The organism is Pseudomonas imperatae (assembly GCF_057128625.1).
Window position 1 is genome coordinate 1 of the sequence record NZ_JBSKHP010000019.1, and the last position, 17,714, is coordinate 17,714.

14 protein-coding genes are annotated in these 17,714 nt (G+C 68.1%); 7 read left to right on the forward strand and 7 right to left on the reverse strand.

Translation table 11 applies throughout. The annotated features are described in order from the left end of the window. The first annotated feature begins 260 nt into the window (after positions 1–260). Both ACWKWX_RS22130 and ACWKWX_RS22135 read left to right on the forward strand, forming a co-directional pair. Complete coding sequence (locus ACWKWX_RS22130) at positions 261–1,610, forward strand: metal-dependent hydrolase family protein (RefSeq protein ID WP_483828930.1); 1,350 nt, start codon at positions 261–263, stop codon at positions 1,608–1,610. Continuing rightward, positions 1,607–2,050, forward strand: a complete 444-nt coding sequence (locus tag ACWKWX_RS22135; RefSeq protein ID WP_473002342.1) for a GlcG/HbpS family heme-binding protein — start codon at positions 1,607–1,609, stop codon at positions 2,048–2,050. The genes ACWKWX_RS22130 and ACWKWX_RS22135 overlap by 4 nt, the downstream gene beginning before the upstream one ends. Here the strand turns inward: ACWKWX_RS22135 and ACWKWX_RS22140 are convergent. Both ACWKWX_RS22140 and ACWKWX_RS22145 read right to left on the reverse strand, forming a co-directional pair. Further along, the gene (locus ACWKWX_RS22140) at positions 2,041–2,967 is read right to left on the reverse strand and encodes a LysR family transcriptional regulator (protein WP_483828931.1); all 927 of its coding nucleotides are present in this window, start codon (positions 2,965–2,967) and stop codon (positions 2,041–2,043) included. The two genes, ACWKWX_RS22135 and ACWKWX_RS22140, sit on opposite strands and share 10 nt — an antisense overlap. Positions 2,968–3,207: 240 nt before the next feature. After that, the gene (locus tag ACWKWX_RS22145; RefSeq protein WP_483828932.1) at positions 3,208–3,684 is read right to left on the reverse strand and encodes a BRO-N domain-containing protein; all 477 of its coding nucleotides are present in this window, start codon (positions 3,682–3,684) and stop codon (positions 3,208–3,210) included. A gap of 531 nt (positions 3,685–4,215) precedes the next feature. Here ACWKWX_RS22145 and ACWKWX_RS22150 point away from each other — a divergent pair. Next, a complete protein-coding gene (locus tag ACWKWX_RS22150; protein WP_416424505.1) occupies positions 4,216–5,265 on the forward strand; it encodes an FUSC family protein in 1,050 nt (349 codons plus the stop codon). A gap of 1 nt (position 5,266) precedes the next feature. Here ACWKWX_RS22150 and ACWKWX_RS22155 read toward each other — a convergent pair whose 3' ends face one another. Beyond that, positions 5,267–6,427 (reverse strand): MFS transporter, encoded by a 1,161-nt coding sequence (locus tag ACWKWX_RS22155; RefSeq protein WP_483828933.1) that lies wholly within the window; start codon positions 6,425–6,427, stop codon positions 5,267–5,269. 112 nt (positions 6,428–6,539) lie between these two features. Here ACWKWX_RS22155 and ACWKWX_RS22160 point away from each other — a divergent pair, with 112 nt between their 5' ends. The 3 genes from ACWKWX_RS22160 to ACWKWX_RS22170 all read left to right on the forward strand — a co-directional run bounded on the left by ACWKWX_RS22160 (position 6,540) and on the right by ACWKWX_RS22170 (position 10,189). Continuing rightward, positions 6,540–7,121, forward strand: coding sequence for a TetR/AcrR family transcriptional regulator (locus ACWKWX_RS22160; protein ID WP_483828934.1), 582 nt, complete (start codon positions 6,540–6,542; stop codon positions 7,119–7,121). A gap of 575 nt (positions 7,122–7,696) precedes the next feature. Next, positions 7,697–9,652 carry a DNA topoisomerase III gene (locus tag ACWKWX_RS22165; RefSeq protein ID WP_416424508.1) on the forward strand — a complete coding sequence of 652 codons (1,956 nt, stop codon included), beginning with the start codon at positions 7,697–7,699 and terminating at the stop codon, positions 9,650–9,652. Positions 9,653–9,709: 57 nt separating this feature from the next. Next, a complete protein-coding gene (locus ACWKWX_RS22170; protein WP_416424509.1) occupies positions 9,710–10,189 on the forward strand; it encodes a DUF2938 family protein in 480 nt (159 codons plus the stop codon). 202 nt (positions 10,190–10,391) lie between these two features. Here the strand turns inward: ACWKWX_RS22170 and ACWKWX_RS22175 are convergent, their stop codons facing one another. Further along, positions 10,392–10,703, reverse strand: a complete 312-nt coding sequence (locus ACWKWX_RS22175) for an AzlD domain-containing protein (protein WP_416424510.1) — start codon at positions 10,701–10,703, stop codon at positions 10,392–10,394. Beyond that, entirely contained in the window at positions 10,700–11,398 is a 699-nt protein-coding gene (locus tag ACWKWX_RS22180) for an AzlC family ABC transporter permease (RefSeq protein WP_416424511.1), read from the reverse strand. The genes ACWKWX_RS22175 and ACWKWX_RS22180 overlap by 4 nt, the downstream gene beginning before the upstream one ends. Positions 11,399–11,757: 359 nt before the next feature. Between ACWKWX_RS22180 and ACWKWX_RS22185 the strand changes: the two genes are divergently transcribed. Next, positions 11,758–13,206 (forward strand): NCS1 family nucleobase:cation symporter-1, encoded by a 1,449-nt coding sequence (locus ACWKWX_RS22185; RefSeq protein WP_483828993.1) that lies wholly within the window; start codon positions 11,758–11,760, stop codon positions 13,204–13,206. Positions 13,207–13,218: 12 nt separating this feature from the next. On the opposite strand, the gene ACWKWX_RS22190 is transcribed toward ACWKWX_RS22185, so the two are convergent. After that, positions 13,219–16,320 carry an error-prone DNA polymerase gene (locus ACWKWX_RS22190; protein ID WP_483828935.1) on the reverse strand — a complete coding sequence of 1,034 codons (3,102 nt, stop codon included), beginning with the start codon at positions 16,318–16,320 and terminating at the stop codon, positions 13,219–13,221. After that, the gene (locus ACWKWX_RS22195) at positions 16,296–17,711 is read right to left on the reverse strand and encodes a Y-family DNA polymerase (protein ID WP_473002352.1); all 1,416 of its coding nucleotides are present in this window, start codon (positions 17,709–17,711) and stop codon (positions 16,296–16,298) included. The genes ACWKWX_RS22190 and ACWKWX_RS22195 overlap by 25 nt, the downstream gene beginning before the upstream one ends. Positions 17,712–17,714: the final 3 nt, after the last annotated feature.

The following is a 17,714-nucleotide window of genomic DNA, read 5'->3' on the forward strand; positions in this document are numbered from 1 at the left end:
GTGGGAGCTGGCTTGCCAGCGAGCTTTTATGGCCCCAACAGCTCGCTGGCAAGCCAGCTCCCACAGGATGTAGCAGCAACTGTCTTCGCGGCGACTGCTTTGGTGGGCTCTGTAGCCGCTGCCGCCAGGCCGCGTCCAGCAACCCACGCCAACCCAGGTATTGAACCGCTCAATACCTGGCCATCAACCCAATCTGTTTCCCCGCGCCCCCCAGGCTCGCTAGCCTCGCCCCATACTCATAACAACAGCGAGCCGCCCCGATGAGCGCCCTTCACCTGCACTGCAAGACCCTGTTCGACAGCACCAGCCTGGCCCCACGTACGCAGCAGACGCTGATCGCCAAAGACGGCGTGCTGACCTACGTCGGCCCCACCAGCCAGGCCCCCGCGCCGCAACCGGGCGATACCCTGGTGGACGCCGGCACGCACTTCGTCATGCCGGGCCTGGTGGACGTGCACACTCACCTTGCGTTCGGCAACGCGCAAAGCGAGGAAGACATCGACCTGTGGACCAGCGACGAATTCCGCGCCCTGCGCGGCATGTTCTTCGCCCAGCACGTGCTGGCCGCCGGCGTCACCAGCATGGTCTGCCCCGGTGACAGCGGCCAGTTGAGCATCTCGGTGCGCAACGCCATCAACGCCGGGCTGTTCGAAGGCCCGCGCGTGGCCGCCAGCAGCCGGGTGATCACCAACCGCCAGAGCCTCAACGACTGGTTCCCCAGCCGCGTCGGCGCCCCGGAGTTCTTCACCGCGCGCCTGGTCACCAGCCGCAGCGAAGCCATCGCCGAGATCCGCACCCAGGCCAAGGACGGCGTCGACCTGATCAAGATCGCCATGGACGGCACCCACCGCCGCCCCGACGGCTCGATCATCGCCGCCTTCACCGCCGATGAAACCCGGGAAATGGTCGACGAAGCCCACCGCCTGGGCTGCAAGGTGGCCACCCACGCCTACGGCCGCGAAGCCGTGCTGTACGCCGCCAAAGCCGGGGTGGACCTGGTGTTCCACGCCTTCTACATGGACGACGACTGCATCGAGGCGCTGCTGCAATCGGGCAGCATCCTGGCGCCGACCATGACCTTCCCGCAGAACACCGTGGACTTCTGCCAGCCCCACGACCCGGCCATCACCACCGGTTACGCCGGCTACTGCGCGCGCACCCTGGAGGTGGGCTCGGCGGTGCTCAAGCGCGCCAAGGCGGCGGGCATTCCGTTCGCCTGCGGCAGCGATTCGGGCTTTGCCGTCACGCCTTATGGCGAGTGGCACGCGCGCGAGCTGGAACTGCTGGTGACCCGCCTGGGCTTCACCCCCGCCGAGGCGCTGTTCGCCGCCACCAACGTGGGCGCGCGCTGCATGCCCAAGGGCAACACCCTGGGCACGCTTGAGGTGGGCAAGCAGGCCGACTTCCTGGTGCTGGATGGCTCGCCGCTGGGCGACATCCGCCTGCTGCAGGACCGCAGCCGCTTCAAGGCGGTGTACAAGGGTGGCCAGCCGGTGAACCTGGCGCGCAGCCCCTACAACCCCAAGCAGGTCTCGGACTTCAACTCGCTGAAGTGGACCGACCTGTACACCCGTGACCGCGTCGCCCAACTGGGGAAATGGACCGTATGAACCACCTCGACCTGCACACCGCCACCCTCATTGCCAGCCAGGCCATTGCCAGCGGCCGCGAGCTGGGCTTGCGTCCACTCGCCGCCGCCGTGCTGGACGCCGCCGGCCACCCGCTGGCCGTGCTGCGCCACGAACAGGCGAGCTTCCTGCGCCCGCAAATCGCCACCGGCAAGGCCCGCGGCTGCCTGGGCATGGGCCTGGGCGGGCGCGAACTGGCGCGCCGCGCCCAGGCCATGCCGGCGTTCTTCGACGCCATCAACAGCCTCACCGACGGCCAGGTGATTCCAGTGCCCGGCGGCGTGCTGATCCGCAACGCCCAGGGCGTGCTGCTGGGCGCCATCGGCATCAGCGGCGACACCTCCGACAACGATGAGCGCTGCGCCCTGGCCGCCATCGACAGTGCGGGCCTTGCGGCCGACACCGGCGATGCTCAGGCCTGACCCAGCGCCGCGGCCTGCGCCACCAGCAGGCCGCGGAACCAGGCCAGCGCCGGGTCGTCCTGCTGATAAGGGTGCCACTGCAGCACCTGCAACGCCTGGGGAAACGCCAGCGGCGCCGGCACCACCTTCACCCCGTGGGCAGCGGCAAACGGCTCGGCCTGGCGCCGGAACAGCGTGGCCACCCGCTGGCTGCCGGCCACGAACGCGGGTACCAATGCAAAGCTTTCCACGGTGACGCCCACCTTGCGCTCGATACCCTGCTCGGCCAGGAACGCCGCGTCCATGCCCAGGGTGCGGCCGTCGGCGAACTCGCGCACCACGTGCTCCGCCTGGCGGTAGGCGGCAAGGCTCAAGCCCCGGGCGTGCACCGACTGGGCGCAGACAATGCAGCACCACTGGTCCACCAGCAACGGCGCATGGGGGTAGTCACTGTTGAGCCGGCGCTGGGGCACGATCACGCAATCGCTGCGGCGGTAGTCCAGCGCCTCGCTGACCACGTCGCCGCCGCGCGGCAGCGGCAGGTCGCGCAGGGCCAGGCGCACCTGCGGCGCCACCTGCGCCAGCACCCGGCTGACCGCCGGCATCAGCACCGCCGCCACGTAATCCGAGGCAACCACGGTAAAGCGCCGCTGGCAGCTGCCGGGGTCGAACGCGGCCGGCGCTTCGATCACCTCGCGCGTCAGCGCCAGCGCCTCGCGCACCTTGGGCAACAAGGCCTGCGCCCGCGCCGTGGGCTCCAGCCGCCGGCCCACGGCCACCAGCAGCGGGTCGTTGAAGTGTTCACGCAACCGCCCCAGCGCCGAACTGGTGGCCGACTGCCCCAGGTTCAGGCGCTCGGCGGCGCGGGTGACGTTGCATTCGCTGAGCAGGGCTTCGAGGGCTACCAGCAGGTTGAGGTCGAGACGTTGGTAACGCATGGGGCATCCTGGGTTTTAGGCCAGTGGATACCTTAACGAGGGGACGGGGTAGCGAACCAATCGAGATAGGCGCAGGCCAGGTATTGCCAACATCGATACCCCATTGACTCCACACGCCCCGTAGCCGCTGCCGCCAGGCTGCGCAGGCCCCTGAGTACACTGAAGATCTTCAGCGTGGCCCAGGGCCAGCGCAGCCTTCGGCAGCGGCTACGAAAATGGCGCATGGCCGGGAGAATGGGGTTAGGTCCACACCCGCCACCACGGGGTTTTCTGCGGGCGGTTGATGGGCAGCACCTCGGGCATATCGCGCAGGCGAATCCACGGGTCATCCTGCCAATACAGCACCTTCACCTGCCCGCCGTGGGCGCACATGGCCGTTACCGCCGGCACCTCGCCAGGGCCCATGCGCCGCAGCGTCGGCACCACTTCCAGCGTCAGCCACTGGCGCAACGCGCGGTTCTCCGGCATCTGGCTGTGCATGATCAAGGTCACCGCGCCGGTCTCGCTTACCAGCAGGTGCCGGCCCCACTCGCCGTCCAGCTGCACCCACGCCTCGCGGTGCTGGTCGGCGTCCAGGCTGCGGATGCGCCGCTCCACGAAGTGCACGCCCATCAGCCGGCCCAGGTCGTGGATGCACAGCCAGGCCTGGTCCTCGATCATCAGCGCGCGCAAGGGCAGTTGGTGGCGGAAAAAGGTGGTAGCGACGAAGGTGGCCATGGCGGAAGCTCCTTGCGGGTGAAGGGCTGCCACGGTGGTTGGGGATTGGGGTGGCAGCTGCGTGCAGGTTAGCGAACCGGCTAAGCCCGGCAGGCCCGAAGGCCTCCCACACGCAGCTGCCATAACACTTATCTCAGGCATAAAGCCCTGAAACAAGCGGTATGGTGCTGCGGGTTTCTTAGAACAGGTCGCTAAACCTGATCCCCGAGGCTTCGGAGACGATGCGCAGGGTAAGGGCGTACCTGGGAAGTGGCAATCAAAGGAGTGTTAAGGGTTGTGTCGAGCCCGGCGTAGCAACAACTGTCTTGTGGGAGCTGGCTTGCCAGCGAGCTTTTATGGCCCCAACAGCTCGCTGGCAAGCCAGCTCCCACAGGAGGTAGCAGCTGCCGAAGGCTGCGTCAGCGGTGTGACAGGTGGAACGCGAGGCTCCAAACGCGGCCTGTGGCCGCTGCTACGGGTTTTGTGGGGGACCCAATTGGGCTGCGAGCGTGCATAATGGGCGCCCCGACCCACCGCCCTACACGGACCCCCATGAAGGCACTGCGCCCCAGCCGCTTACCGTTCCTGCGCCCCCTGCTCGACCCGCACCGCCGCTACCTGTACGCCCGCTATATCCACGCCGGCCGCGTGGCGGTGGGCTTGCTGGCGTCCATCTTGCTGACCACAGGGCTGAGCCTACCCCATGGCGAATGGGCGTCGGTGACGCTGCTGATCGTGATCGGCGGCCTGCAGCACCAGGGCAACATCGGCCGCAAGTCGCTGGAACGCGCCTACGGCACGCTGATCGGCGCGGCCATTGGCCTGGCGCTGGTGTTGCAGCAAAGCTACCTGCACGAGCAGTGGCTGACGTACGTGGCCATGTCCACGGTGTGCGGGTTCTTTGCCTACCACGCCATCGGCAAGGGCGGCTATATCGCGCTGCTGTCGGCGATCACCGTGTTCATCGTCGCCGGGCACGGCGACAACCCCATCAGCGATGGCCTGTGGCGGCTGGTGGACATTTTGATCGGCATCGCCCTGGCGCTGGCGTTTTCCTTCGCCATCCCGCTGTACGCGGTGTACTCGTGGCGCTTCAGTTTGGCCAAGGGCTTGCGCGGCTGCGCCAAGGCCTACGGGCGTATTCTCAACGGCCACTCGGTGACCGACGACGAGCACCTGAAGCTGGCCGCACAACTCAACGGCATCATGGTGCAACTGCGCTCGTTGATGCCGTCGGTGTCCAAGGAGGTGCGCATTCCGCTCACCGAGCTTGAGGTGATCCAGGGCCAATTCCGCCTGTGCCTGAGCACCCTGGAGCTGCTGTCCAACCTGCGCCCCAAGGACCACGGCGACTGGCACGCCTGGCTGCACCCCGAGCACCGGCAGATCAACCGCCAGCTGATTGCCATGGCCCGCGCCCTGGAGACCGGCGCCACCGACCGCCTGGCGCGCCAGGCCGAGCGCGGCGCCGAGATCGAGCACGCCGTGGTGCCGGCCAGCCAGGACGCCCAGGGCTTCCGCCTGCTGACCCTGCAACTGGCCAGCAACCTGGAAGCCATGCGCCTGCGCCTGCACAAGACGTCCAAGCGCTGGAACCTTTGACTCAGGCCTGCTGAGGCACCCGGGCCGGCGCGCGGAAGTGGCCGTAGCCCACCAGCACCAGCCCCGCCAACGCCAGCACGCCACCCGCCGGGGCTACCCATTGGTAGCCCAGGCCCAGGGCCAACACGCCGCCACCCAAGGCAGCCCCCAGGCCATTGCCGAGGTTGAAGGCGCCAATGTTGACCGACGACGCCAGCCCTGGCGCATCGTGGGCGGACTGCATCACCCGCGCCTGCACCAGCGGCACCAGCCCGAAGGCCGACGCGCCCCACACCACCATCACCAGCACCGCACTTACCTGCCCTTGCAGCAGCGCGGGCATGCCCAGCATCAGCGCCGCCATCACCAGCAGAACGCCGATCAGCGTGCCTTCCAGCGAACGGTGGGCGAGCTTGCCGGCGATATAATTGCCAGCGGTGAAACCGATCCCAATCATGACCAGCAACAAGGTCACGAAGGTCGGCGTGGCGTGGATCAGGTCCTGCATCACCGCGGCGATGTAGGTGTACAGGGTGAACATGGCGCCGGCGCCCAGCACCGTGGTCAGCAAGGCCCGCAGCACGTCGCCACGCACCAGCACCTGCAGCTCGCGGCGCACGTCGGGCTTCTGACCGCTCTCACCGCGTGGCAGCCACAGCGCCAGGCCCAGCATGGACAAGGCGCCCAGCCCTGCGGTGGAGGCGAACGCCATGCGCCAGCCAATGTTCTGCCCCAGCCAGGTGGCCGCCGGCACCCCGCCGATGTTGGCGATGGTCAGGCCCAGGAACATGGTAGCCACGGCACTGGCGCGCTTCTCGGCCGGCACCAGGCTGGCCGCCACCACCGAACCAATACCGAAGAACGCGCCGTGGGCAAGGCTGGTGACCACCCGCGACAGCACCAGGGTGTCGTAGCCCGGCGCCAGCGCCGACAGCAGGTTGCCGACGGTGAAAATCGCCATCAGCAGCAACAGCGCGGCCTTGCGCCGGTACGGTGCCAACAGCAGGGTCATCAGCGGCGCCCCCACCATCACGCCAATGGCGTAGGCGCTGATCAGCAGCCCGGCGGTCGGGATAGACACGTGCACGCCATCGGCGATCACCGGCAGCAGGCCCATGGGCGCAAACTCCGTGGTGCCGATGGCGAAGGCCGCCAGGGCCAGGGCGAACAGAATCAACTTCATGAGTGGACCTCCAGGTCACAGGGGCGAAAACATACTCGCCAGTAGCATTTGATCAAAAAGGCTACTCTTGAGTAACATTACTCACAAGTAAAATTTCCCTGCCGGAACCGCCATGTCCACCCCTACCCTCACCAAGGGCGAACAGACCCACGCCCGCCTGCGCAGCGCCGCCGCCGCCGAATTCGCCCGGCGTGGCTTCCACGAAACCAAGGTCAGCGACATCGTCAAGGCCAGCGGCCTGACCCAGCCTACCTTCTATAGCTACTTCAACAGCAAGGAAGCCGCCTACGAAGAACTGGTGGGCGAGTTCCGCCGCCGTCTGGAGGCGCTGATCAGTACGATGCTGATCAAGACCGCCCTGCACCCCGCCGAGCTGCTGGACAGCGTCGCCACCAGCTTCCTGCGCTTCTTCGACTTCCTGGCCCAGGACCCCGACCTGACCCAGATCGGCTTCTTCCAGCCGCCCGGCTGCACCCAGACCAAGGCCGGCATGGCCAGCTGGATCGGCAGCAACATTGCCAAGGAGCAGCAGATAGGCCTGTTCCGCACCGATATTCCGGCGGACATGATCGGCAAATGTTTTGTCGGCATGGTCGACCAGATGGCGCGGGAGACGGTGGATGCCGAAACGCGCCGGGCGAATGCGCGGTATTGCGCGGGGTTGTTGTGCGAGGGGTTGTGGGTGAAGGGGTAACGCCTATTCATGGGCGAACCACCAAGGCTGGCAACGCCGCTCTTTCAGGCCATGGCACGGTGCAACAAATGTAGCACCGGCCCATAGGCCGGGTCGCGCCGCGCGGGCGGCGCTCGATCTCAAGAACGCCAAACCTCTCCAGCCATGCGCCCCCACGCCCCGACGCTATCCCGCGCCGAACCCATCGAATTCACCCCTCAATCCCCGTAGCCGCTGCCGCAAGGCTGCGCTGGCCCGGGTGTGCGCTGGAGATCCTCGGTGTGGATGCGAGGTGCACGGCCGGGGATTGTGAGGGTGGCTTGCAGGTGCAGGTCGGGCGTTTTTCGGCGCGTCCGAAATCGAGCGCCGCCCGCGCGGCGCGACCCGGCCTATGGGCCGGTGCTACATTTGTTGCAACGTGCCATGGCCTGATAGAGAGGCGTTGCCAGCCTTTGTTTGTTTTTCTGGCGGATTGGCGTCGGCCTACCGGTGGCGCGGCAACAAATAGCTGTACATCCATCCATGTTTTTCTTGCCTGCGGACGCAGTTTTGCCCATGCTATGGGCTTCATTCCCTGCTGAAGAACACCCACGGCCATGCGCCTCTACCTCTGCGAAAAACCCTCCCAGGCCAAGGATATCGCCAAGGTGCTCGGCGCCAACCGGCGCGGGGATGGCTGCTGGGTGGGCACGGACGTGACGGTGACCTGGTGCATCGGCCACCTGCTTGAAACCGCGCCGCCCGACGCCTACGACGAGCGCTACAAGCGCTGGGTGCTGGCCGACCTGCCCATCGTGCCGGAAAAGTGGAAGATGCTGGTCAAGCCCAAGACCGCCAGCCAGTTCAAGGCGGTCAAGCGCCTGCTGGGCGAGGCGCGCGAGCTGGTCATTGCCACCGACGCCGACCGCGAGGGCGAGATGATTGCCCGTGAACTGCTGGAGCACTGCCGCTACCGCGGCCCGGTGCAGCGCCTGTGGCTGTCGGCGCTGGACGACGCGTCCATTCGCAAGGCCCTGGCGGCGCTGAAGCCGGGCGCAGAAACCTTCAGCCTGTACCATTCGGCCCTGGGCCGTTCGCGTGCCGACTGGCTGATCGGCATGAACATGAGCCGGCTGTTCACCTTGCTCGGCCGGCAGTCCGGCTACCAGGGCGTGCTGCCCGTGGGCCGGGTGCAAACGCCTACGTTACGCCTGGTGGTGGACCGCGACCGCAGCATCGCCGCGTTCGTGCCGGCGCCGTTCTGGGCCATCGATGTGCAGCTCGACCCGCGCGGCCTGCCCTTCACCGCCCAGTGGTGCCCGCCTGAAGACGCCTGCGACGACCAGGGCCGCTGCCTGCAGCAACCCCTGGCCCAGGCGGCGGCCGCGGCGCTGCGCAGCGGTGCCCCGGCGCGGCTGGTCAAGCTGCGCACCGAGCGCATGCGCGAGGTGGCGCCCCTGCCCTTCGACCTCGGCACGCTGCAGGAGGTGTGTTCGAAAAAACTCGGCCTGGGCGCCCAGGAAACCCTGGACATCGCCCAGGCGCTGTATGAGCAGTACAAGGTCATCACCTACCCGCGCAGCGACTGCGGGTACCTGCCCAACAGCCAGCACGGCGAGGCGCCGGGCATCATCGCCGCCCTGGGCCGCGCCGACCCGGCCCTGGCCGAGCTGATACCGCACATCGACCCCAGCCGCCGCTCGCGGGCCTGGAACGACGCCAAGGTCAGCGCCCACCACGGCATCATCCCCACGGCCGCCGGCACCGACCTGGGCCGCCTGGCCGGCAAGCAGCGCGCGGTGTACACGCTGATTCGCGCGCGCTACCTGGCGCAGTTCCTGCCCAACCACGAGTTCGACCGCACCCAGGCCGACTTCGACTGCGCCGGCCAGCGCCTGCGCGCGGTGGGCAAGCGCATCGTCGAGCCGGGCTGGCGCCGCGCCCTGCCCGAGGCCCTCACGCCCGCCAAAGGCCGCGAGGCGCCAGCCCCCCAGGCCTTGCCGGCGCTGCGCGAAGGTGCCGACTACGAGGTGGGCGACGTCAACCTCAAGGACCTGTGGACCCAGCCGCCCAAGCCGTTCACCGAAGGCGACCTGATCAAGGCCATGAAGAACGTCGCCAAGCTGGTGGAAGACCCGCGCCTGAAGCAGAAGCTCAAGGACACCACCGGCATCGGCACCGAGGCCACCCGTGCCGGCATCATCCAGGGCCTGATCGACCGTGGTTACCTGAACAAGAACGGCAAGGCGCTGAACGCCACGCCCGCCGCTTTCAGCCTGATCGACGCGGTGCCGCGGGCCATCGCCGATCCCGGCACCACGGCCATCTGGGAGCAGGCGCTGGACATGGTGCAAAGCGGCGAGATGAGCCTGGAGGAGTTCGTGGCCAAGCAGTCGGCCTGGATGAGCCGCCAGGTAGAGCGCTGCGCCGGGTTGAGCCTGACCATCAGCGGCCCCGCCAGCCCACCGGGGCGCGGCGCGCCATGGAAGAAAAAACGCAAGGGCGCACCGCGCAAGCCAGCCGCCCAGGGCGCGGCGCCGCGTGCGCGCAAACCCAAGGCCGCAGCCACCTGAAACGGCGCAAAACTGCTATTGTCGCAAGCCTTCGACTCTTGGAAAGGATACCCCCAGATGCTCGCTTTTCTCGCGCTGTCGGTGGTCATCGGCGCCGGCGCCACTGCCCTGCTGGACCTGTGGAACCTGCTGCTGAACAGAACCCTGGGCCTGCCGATCCCGGCCTGGCATTTCGTGGGCCGCTGGTTCGCCGGCCTGCCGCGCGGCCACTTCGTGCACCGCCAGGGCATCGGCAAGTCCGCGCCCGTGCCCAATGAGCTAGCCATCGGCTGGGCCATGCACTACGTCACCGGCATGGTCTTCGCCGCCGCGCTGCTGCTGATCTGGGGCCTGGACTGGGCGGCGCAACCACGCTTCGCCCCGGCGCTGATCGTCGGCCTGGTCACCGTGGGCGCCGGCTGGTTCATCCTGCAACCGGGCATGGGCGTGGGCATCGCCTGCTCCGGCGCGCCGAAGCCGGCGCTGGCGCGGCTGTTGAACGTGGTAGGGCATGTGGTGTTCGCCATCGGCCTGTATGGCACCGCGCTGCTGGTGTAACCCTTGTAATCTTTGCAGGCCAGTCGCTGACGCAGCCTGGCGGCAGCTCCCGCCAGGCAGTTGCTGCTACGCGAAGATCGCGTCGCCTGCATCGCGGCCAAGGCCGGCTCCTACCCCGAACGGTGTAGGAGCCGACTTTAGTCGCGATGCAGGCGACGCCATTTCAAGCCAGTTGCTGCGAACATCGATCGCGGTCAAGCGCTTAAAGCCACCAACGCAATGCAAAGAAGAACGCCATGCTGAGGATCATGCTCAGCAAGGTGTTGCGGGTAAACAGCACCAGCCCCACCGCCACCACCGAGCTGATCAGGTAGGGGTTGTCCCAGTGCAGGTTCAGCTGTTTGTCGGGCATGAACACGATCGGCCCGCAGATGGCCGTGAGCATGCCCGGCACCGCAAAACCGAGGAACTGCCGGGCGTTGCTGCTCAGGCGCACCGGCAGGCGCGGCTCCAGGAACACGTAGCGGTTGAGAAACACCAGCACGCCCATGCCGATAATGACGACCCAGATCATGAACGGCTCCCCCACAGTTTGTTGCAGACAAAGCCGGCGCTCATGCCTGCCAGCCCCGACAGCACCAGCGCCGAGCCCCAGTGCCAGTAGCTGAACAGCACCGAGCAGCACAGCGACACCGCTACGCACACCAGCGTCGGCACGTTGCGCACCACCGGGGTGATCAGGGCGATGAAGGTGGCGGCGATGGAGAAGTCCAGGCCCAGGTGCTCGATGCCCGGAATGCTGCTGCCCAGCAGGATGCCGGCCAGGGTAAACAGGTTCCACGCCACGTAGAAGGTCAGGCCCACGCCCAGGGCGTACCAGCGGCTGAAGGTCTGCTGGTCGTAGCGGCTGGTCAGGGCGAACAGTTCGTCGGTGAGCAGGAAGCCCAGGCCCACGCGCCAGCGCCCGGGCAGGCCGGCAATCATCGGGCGCATGCTCATGCCGTACAGCAGGTGCTGGGAGGTCAGCAGCAAGGTGGTCAGCAGGATCGACACCACCCCGGCGCCGCCCTTGAGCATGCCGATGGCCACCAGTTGCGCGGCGCCGGCGAAGACGATGGTCGACAGGCCCTGGCCTTGCCAGGGAGTGAGGTTGGCCTCGATGGCCATGGAACCGGCCAGCAGTCCCCAGGGCGCGGTGGCCAGGGACAGCGGCATGATGGCAGCGGCGCCGCGCAGGAACGCCTGGCGCGGCAAAAGGGTATTGGGCATGTTCTTATTGAAGGCTTGCGGAAACGGACAGCGACTGTGCCAGAGCGCAGCGGGCCTGTCTTGAACGATATTGCGCAGTTGCCATCGCCTTACCCCCGTAGCAGCGGCCGACGGCCGCGTCCAAACGCAACGCGGATCCCAGCCATACCGCGCCGGGTCCGGACGCCGCCTGCGGCAGCTGCTACGGGTGGTGCGCACGCGATCCATCGCGGTGCACTGTGTTTGGGCGGGTATGCACTCAAGCGTGGCATTTTACCTACGCTCACAACCTGCAGCCCGCAATCTAGCGCCAAAACCGCTTTGGCACACATTCTGCCTATTACCTCGTATACAAAAAACCAGATCGAGGGAGACAAGGCATCTCGGACAACCACCCTACCCACTACAGTCCCAGGCTTTACAACCACGACCTGGGCCCTACGGCGCAAACCTGGAGCTGGTACAACATTTTCGCGTTCTGGATGAGCGACGTGCACAGCGTCGGCGGCTATGTGTTCGCCGCCAGCCTGTTCGCCCTGGGACTGGCCAGCTGGCAGGTGCTGATCGCGCTGCTGGCAGGCATCTGCATCGTCCAGGTGATCGCCAACCTGGTGGCCCGGCCCAGCCAGCAGGCCGCCGTGCCCTACCCGGTGATCTGCCGCCTGGCCTTCGGCGTGTTCGGCGCCAACATTCCCGCGGTGATTCGCGGGTTGATCGCCGTGGCCTGGTACGGGGTGCAGACGTACCTGGCGTCCAGCGCGCTGGTCATCGTGGTGCTGCGCTTTTTCCCGCAGCTTGCGCCTTACCAGCAAGTGACCTTCGCCGGCCTGTCGTACCTGGGCTGGTTCGGTTTCCTGGCGTTGTGGGTGGTGCAGGCGCTGGTGTTCTGGACCGGCATGGAGTCCATCCGCCGCTTCATCGACTGGGCCGGCCCCGCCGTCTACGCGGTGATGTTCACTCTGGCCGGCTGGATCGTCTGGCGCGCCGGCTGGAGCAACATCAGTTTCACCCTCGCCGAGAAACACCTGGCCGGCTGGGAAGCGGTGGGCCAGGTGATCATGGCCACCGCCCTGGTGGTCTCGTATTTCTCTGGCCCAACATTGAATTTCGGCGACTTCAGCCGCTACTGCCGCAGCATGGCCGAGGTGCGGCGCGGCAACTTCTGGGGCCTGCCGATCAACTTCCTGGCGTTCTCCCTGGTGACCGTGGTGATTGTCTCGGGCACCCTGCCCATCTTCGGCGAAATGATCCACGACCCCATCGCCACTGTGGCGCGCATCGACAACACCACCGCCGTGCTGCTGGGCGCCTTCACCTTTGTCACTGCCACCGTGGGCATCAACATCGTCGCCAACTTCGTCTCGCCGGCCTTCGACTTCGCCAACGTCTCGCCCAGCCGCATCAGCTGGCGCATGGGCGGCATGATCGCCGCGGTGCTGTCGGTGTTCATCACCCCCTGGAACCTGTTCAACAACCCCCAGGTCATCCACTACACCCTGGACGTGCTGGCCGCCTGCATCGGGCCGTTGTTCGGCATCCTGCTGGTGGACTATTACCTGATCAAGCGCCAGCAGATCGACGTCGACGCGCTGTTCAACGACGGCCCCAGCGGCCGCTACTGGTACAGCAACGGCGTCAACTGGGTGGCGGTGAAAGCCCTGGTGCTGGCGGCGGGCGCGGGCCTGTGCATTACCTTCGTGCCGTGGCTGCAGCCCATGGCCAACTTCGCCTGGTTCACCGGCTGCGCGCTTGGCGGCGCGGTGTTCTATGGCCTGAGCCTGGCGGCCCGCCGCACGCCGGCCGGCGCTGCCCAGCCCGCGCCGCTGTAAGGCGCACCCGGCTCAGCGGAAATCGCGGCTGCGAATGTCCAGCCCTGCCAGCATCGGGGTCAGGTCGGTGAGTTTGCCGGCGATCAGGTGACGCACGCCGCTTTCGGATTCCAGCCGCCCATGCACCTGCAGCAGCCGCGCGCTCACCAGCGGCTTGCGCTGGCGCTCGGCCAGGTCATTCCAGACCACCACGTTGATCATGCCGAACTCGTCTTCCAGGGTGACGAAGATCACCCCGCTGGCGGTCTGCGGGCGCTGGCGGCCGGTGACCAGGCCGGCGACGCTGATGTGCCGGCCATGGTCGATGCCAGCCAGCTCCCGCGAGCTGCGGCAGCGCAGGCGCTGCAAGCCGGGGCGCAGCAGGGTCAGGGGGTGTGGGCCCAGGGTGGTGCCGACGGTGGCGTAGTCGGCCACCAGGTTTTCGCCGACGCTGGGCACCGGCAATGCCACCGGCGTGTCGCGGCGGCTGGGCAGGTCGGCGAACAGCGGCAGCTGCGCCTCGACGCTGGCCACCTCCCAGCGCGCACGGAAGCGGTCGCCCGCCAGGCCCTGCAAGGCGTCGGCGTCGGCCAGCAGCGCGCGGGCACGGTGGTCGAGGCCGGCGCGCAGGCACAGGTCGCTGACGTCGGCGAAGGGTTGCAGCGCCCGCACCTGTTCGATGCGCAGGGCGTCTTCCTGGCGAAAGCCGCGAATCATCCGCAGGCCCAGGCGAATGGCCGGCTGCCCTGCCCCGCACGGCTCCAGGGTGCAGTCCCAGTCGCTGTGGCGCACGTCCACCGCGCGGGTCTGCAGTTGGTGACGACGGGCGTCCTGCAGCAACTGGTCGGGGCTGTAGAAGCCCATGGGCCAGCTGTTGATCAGCGCGCAGGTGAAGGCCGCCGGCTCGTGGCACTTGAGCCAGCAGCTGGCGTAGGTCAGCAGCGCGAAGCTGGCCGCGTGGGACTCGGGAAAGCCGTAGCTGCCAAAGCCCTTGATCTGCTCGAAAATCTTCTGCGCGAACTCCAGGCTGTAGCCGTTGCGCAGCATGCCTTCGGTGAGGCGCAGCTGGTGCGGCTCCAGGCCGCCGTGGCGCTTCCAGGCGGCCATGGAGCGGCGCAGTTGGTCGGCCTCGCCGGGGCTGTAGTCGGCGGCGACAATGGCCAGCTCCATCACCTGTTCCTGGAACAGCGGCACGCCCAGGGTACGCTCGAACACCTTCTTCAGCGCCTCGGACGGGTACACCACCGGCTCCTCCTTGTTGCGCCGGCGCAGGTAGGGGTGAACCATGTCGCCCTGGATGGGCCCCGGGCGTACGATGGCCACCTGGATGACCAGGTCGTAGAATTTCGTCGGCCGCAGGCGCGGCAGCATGGCCATTTGCGCGCGCGATTCGATCTGGAACACGCCCACGGTGTCGGCGCGGCTGATCATTTCATAGGTGCGCGCGCACTCCGCCGGAATGCTCGCCAGGCTCAGGTCGCGACCCCGGTAGCGGCGCAGCAGGTCGAAGCTGCGGCGCAAGGCGCTGAGCATGCCCAGGGCCAGCACGTCGACTTTCAGCAGCCCCACCGCGTCGAGGTCGTCCTTGTCCCACTGGATGATGGTGCGCTCGGCCATGGCCGCGTTTTCCACCGGCACCAGGGTGTCCAGCGGGTGCTCGCTAATGACGAAACCGCCGGGGTGCTGGGACAGGTGCCGGGGGAAGCCCATCAGTTCGGCAGTGAGCGTCAGCACCCGGCGCAGCACCGGGCTGTCGACGTCGAAGCCGGCCTCGCCCAGGCGCCCCACCGGCGGCACGCGGTCGCTGTAGCGGCCCACGCAGTCGGCCAGGCTGTTGACCTGGTCCGGCGGCAGGCCCAGGGCCTTGGCCACGTCGCGTATGGCGCCGGCGCCACGGTAGCTGCTGGCCACGGCGGTGAGCGCGGCGCGGCGGCGGCCGTAGCGGTTGAACACGTATTGCAGCACCTCTTCGCGGCGGTCGTGCTCGAAGTCGACGTCGATGTCCGGCGGCTCGTTGCGTTCCTTGGAGATGAAGCGCTCGAACAGCATGTTCATGCGCCCCGGGTCCAGCTCGGTGATGCCCAGGGCGAAGCACACGGCGGAGTTGGCCGCCGAGCCGCGGCCTTGGCACAAAATGCCCTGGTCACGGGCGAAGCGAACGATGTCGTGCACGGTGAGGAAATAGCTTTCGTAGCCCAGCTCGCTGATCAGCGCCAGTTCCTTGTCGATCTGCGCCCGCGCCGCGGGCGTGGCGCCCTGGGGCCAGCGCCAGTGCATGCCCTGCTCGGTGAGCGTGCGCAGCCACTGGCTGGCCGTGTGGCCCTCGGGCACCAGCTCGCGGGGGTACTGGTATTGCAGCTGGTCGAGGCTGAAGGTGCAGCGCCGGGCAATATAGACCGTTTCGTCCAGCAACGCCTGGGGGTAGAGCTCGGCCAGCATCGGCAAGGGCCGCAGGTGCCGCTCGCCGTTGGCGAACAGGTGGTGGCCGGCGTCGGCCACGGTGGTGTGGTGGCGGATGGCGGTCATGGTGTCCTGCAGCGCCCGGCGCCCACGGGCGTGCATGTGCACGTCGCCGCTGGCCACGGCGCGCAGGCCCAGTTGCGCGGCCAGGGCCTGCAGCTGCGCCAGCCGCGCGTGGTCGTCGGCGCCCCGGTGCAGTTGCACCGCCAGCCACAGCTGCTGGCTGCCGAACACCCCGCGCAGCCAGTGGCCAGGGGCCAGGTCGTGGGTATTGTCGGGCACCCACAGGGCCACCAGGCCATGCAACGGCACCTGGGCGAAATCCTCGCGCAGCACCTGGTAGTCGCCCTTGGCGGCCCGGCGCCGGGCCAGGGTAATCAGCTGGCAGAGGCTCTGGTAGCCGGCCACGCTCTCCACCAGCAGCACCACCTTGGGGCCTTCGTGGATGCGCATCTCGCTACCGACGATCAGCGGCAACTCGCAGGCCTTGGCGGCCTGCCAGGCGCGGACGATGCCGGCCAGGGTGCATTCGTCGGTGATCGCCAGGGCCTGGTAGCCATGGCGCCTGGCGCGTTCGAACAATTCCTGGGCGCTGGAGGCGCCGCGCTGGAAGCTGAAGTTGGACAGGCAGTGCAGCTCGGCGTAGCCGTTCATGCGAACCAGCCCTGCAGCCACAGCCGCCCCTGCTCGCCCACCGTTTCGTAGGCCCAGGCGCGCTGGCCGCTGGTGGTTTCCACCAGGTAGTAGTCGCGGCGGATGTCGCCGCCGTCCCACCAGCCCGACTCGATGCGTTCGGGCCCGGCCAGCACGCGCAGGTCGCAGTCGGTCCAGGCCTGGGGCTCGGCCAGCAGCCAGCCGGGGCGCGGCGCCAGGCCGGGTGCCAGCAGCGCCTTGGGCACGCTGGCCGCCAGCCAGGCGCGCTCGGGGCGGTGGTCGGCGCGGGCGGCGATGCCGCTGATGGCGTCGTCGCCCAGGCGCGCACGCAGGCGTTCGCGCAGCTGTTCCCAGGGCTGGGACTGCTGCGGGCGCTGATCGAACAACGTCTGGTGGGTGGGCACGAAGCGCGGCAGATCGCGCGCCACCAGGCGCACGTTGCGCACCGGGCGCTTGACCTGCACCGGCTCCAGGCGCCCGCGGGCCAGCTCGAAGAGCATGCCGGCGTCGCGCTCGGCGCCCAGCAGGCCCACCGGCACCAGGGTGTCCTCGCCTTCGGCATGTTCCAGGTGCAGGGTGAAGCGCTGCACGCCGCTGTCGCGCCCGCCCAGGTAGGCGGCCAGGTCGTTGATCAGCCGGCGCAGGGGGAACAGCAGGGCCTGGTGCGACTCGACGTCGAAGTTCAGCTCGATGCGCTGCTCGAAGAAGTCCGGCGGCAGGTAGAACGACAGGGCCAACGGGCGCAGGCCGGCGAGCGTGTCCAGGTGCTGCAGGTCGCTGGCGGCGAAGCGCCGGGCCACGGTGTCGCGCGGCAGCGCCTGCACCTGGCCCAGCTGGCGCAGGCCCATGCGCGCGAACGCGGTGGCGGTTTCCCGTGGCAGGCCCACCCGCTCGATGGACAGCGGCGCCAGGGCCGCCGGCAGCTGCGCAGGCGCCAGCACCGCCAGGCCGTCGTGGGCGTTGGCGAGCATGCGCGCGGCCGCCGGGTTGGGCGCCAGGGTGATGCGGTGGCTGAAGCCCAGGCCTTGCAGCTCGGCGCGCAACCGCGCCTCGAACTGCGGCCAGGGGCCGAACAGGCCCAGGCTTGATTGCACCTCCAGCAGCAGCGCGCGGGGGTAATGCAGGCTGACCTGGGAGCTGAAGCGGTAGGCCCAGGCGGCGAGGAATTGCTGGCATTGCTCGATGTCGGCCGGGTCGTGCTCCTGGGTGGCGAAGTCGTGCGTCAGGGCATGGGCGGCGGTCAGGGTCTGGCCGGGGCGCAGGCCCAGGGCCTTTGCAGCCGGGTTGACCGCCTGCAGCACGCGGCGCTGGGTGGGGCCGCTGATCAGCGCCAGGGGCGCGTCGGGGTCTTCGCGACGACGGCGGGCGCTGTCCAGCGCCAGTTGCGGGAATAGGATACAGGCCCAGAGCATGAC

Excerpts from the sequence above, each read along its gene's own strand:
- ACWKWX_RS22145 (WP_483828932.1), bottom strand. The coding sequence starts at position 3,684 with ATGGCCACCTTCGTCGCTACCACCTTTTTCCGCCACCAACTGCCCTTG.
- ACWKWX_RS22195 (WP_473002352.1), bottom strand. The coding sequence starts at position 17,711 with ATGCTCTGGGCCTGTATCCTATTCCCGCAACTGGCGCTGGACAGCGCC.
- ACWKWX_RS22135 (WP_473002342.1), top strand. The coding sequence starts at position 1,607 with ATGAACCACCTCGACCTGCACACCGCCACCCTCATTGCCAGCCAGGCC.
- ACWKWX_RS22170 (WP_416424509.1), top strand. The coding sequence starts at position 9,710 with ATGCTCGCTTTTCTCGCGCTGTCGGTGGTCATCGGCGCCGGCGCCACT.
- ACWKWX_RS22155 (WP_483828933.1), bottom strand. The coding sequence starts at position 6,427 with ATGAAGTTGATTCTGTTCGCCCTGGCCCTGGCGGCCTTCGCCATCGGC.
- ACWKWX_RS22150 (WP_416424505.1), top strand. The coding sequence starts at position 4,216 with ATGAAGGCACTGCGCCCCAGCCGCTTACCGTTCCTGCGCCCCCTGCTC.
- ACWKWX_RS22160 (WP_483828934.1), top strand. The coding sequence starts at position 6,540 with ATGTCCACCCCTACCCTCACCAAGGGCGAACAGACCCACGCCCGCCTG.
- ACWKWX_RS22165 (WP_416424508.1), top strand. The coding sequence starts at position 7,697 with ATGCGCCTCTACCTCTGCGAAAAACCCTCCCAGGCCAAGGATATCGCC.
- ACWKWX_RS22175 (WP_416424510.1), bottom strand. The coding sequence starts at position 10,703 with ATGATCTGGGTCGTCATTATCGGCATGGGCGTGCTGGTGTTTCTCAAC.
- ACWKWX_RS22130 (WP_483828930.1), top strand. The coding sequence starts at position 261 with ATGAGCGCCCTTCACCTGCACTGCAAGACCCTGTTCGACAGCACCAGC.
- ACWKWX_RS22140 (WP_483828931.1), bottom strand. The coding sequence starts at position 2,967 with ATGCGTTACCAACGTCTCGACCTCAACCTGCTGGTAGCCCTCGAAGCC.
- ACWKWX_RS22180 (WP_416424511.1), bottom strand. The coding sequence starts at position 11,398 with ATGCCCAATACCCTTTTGCCGCGCCAGGCGTTCCTGCGCGGCGCCGCT.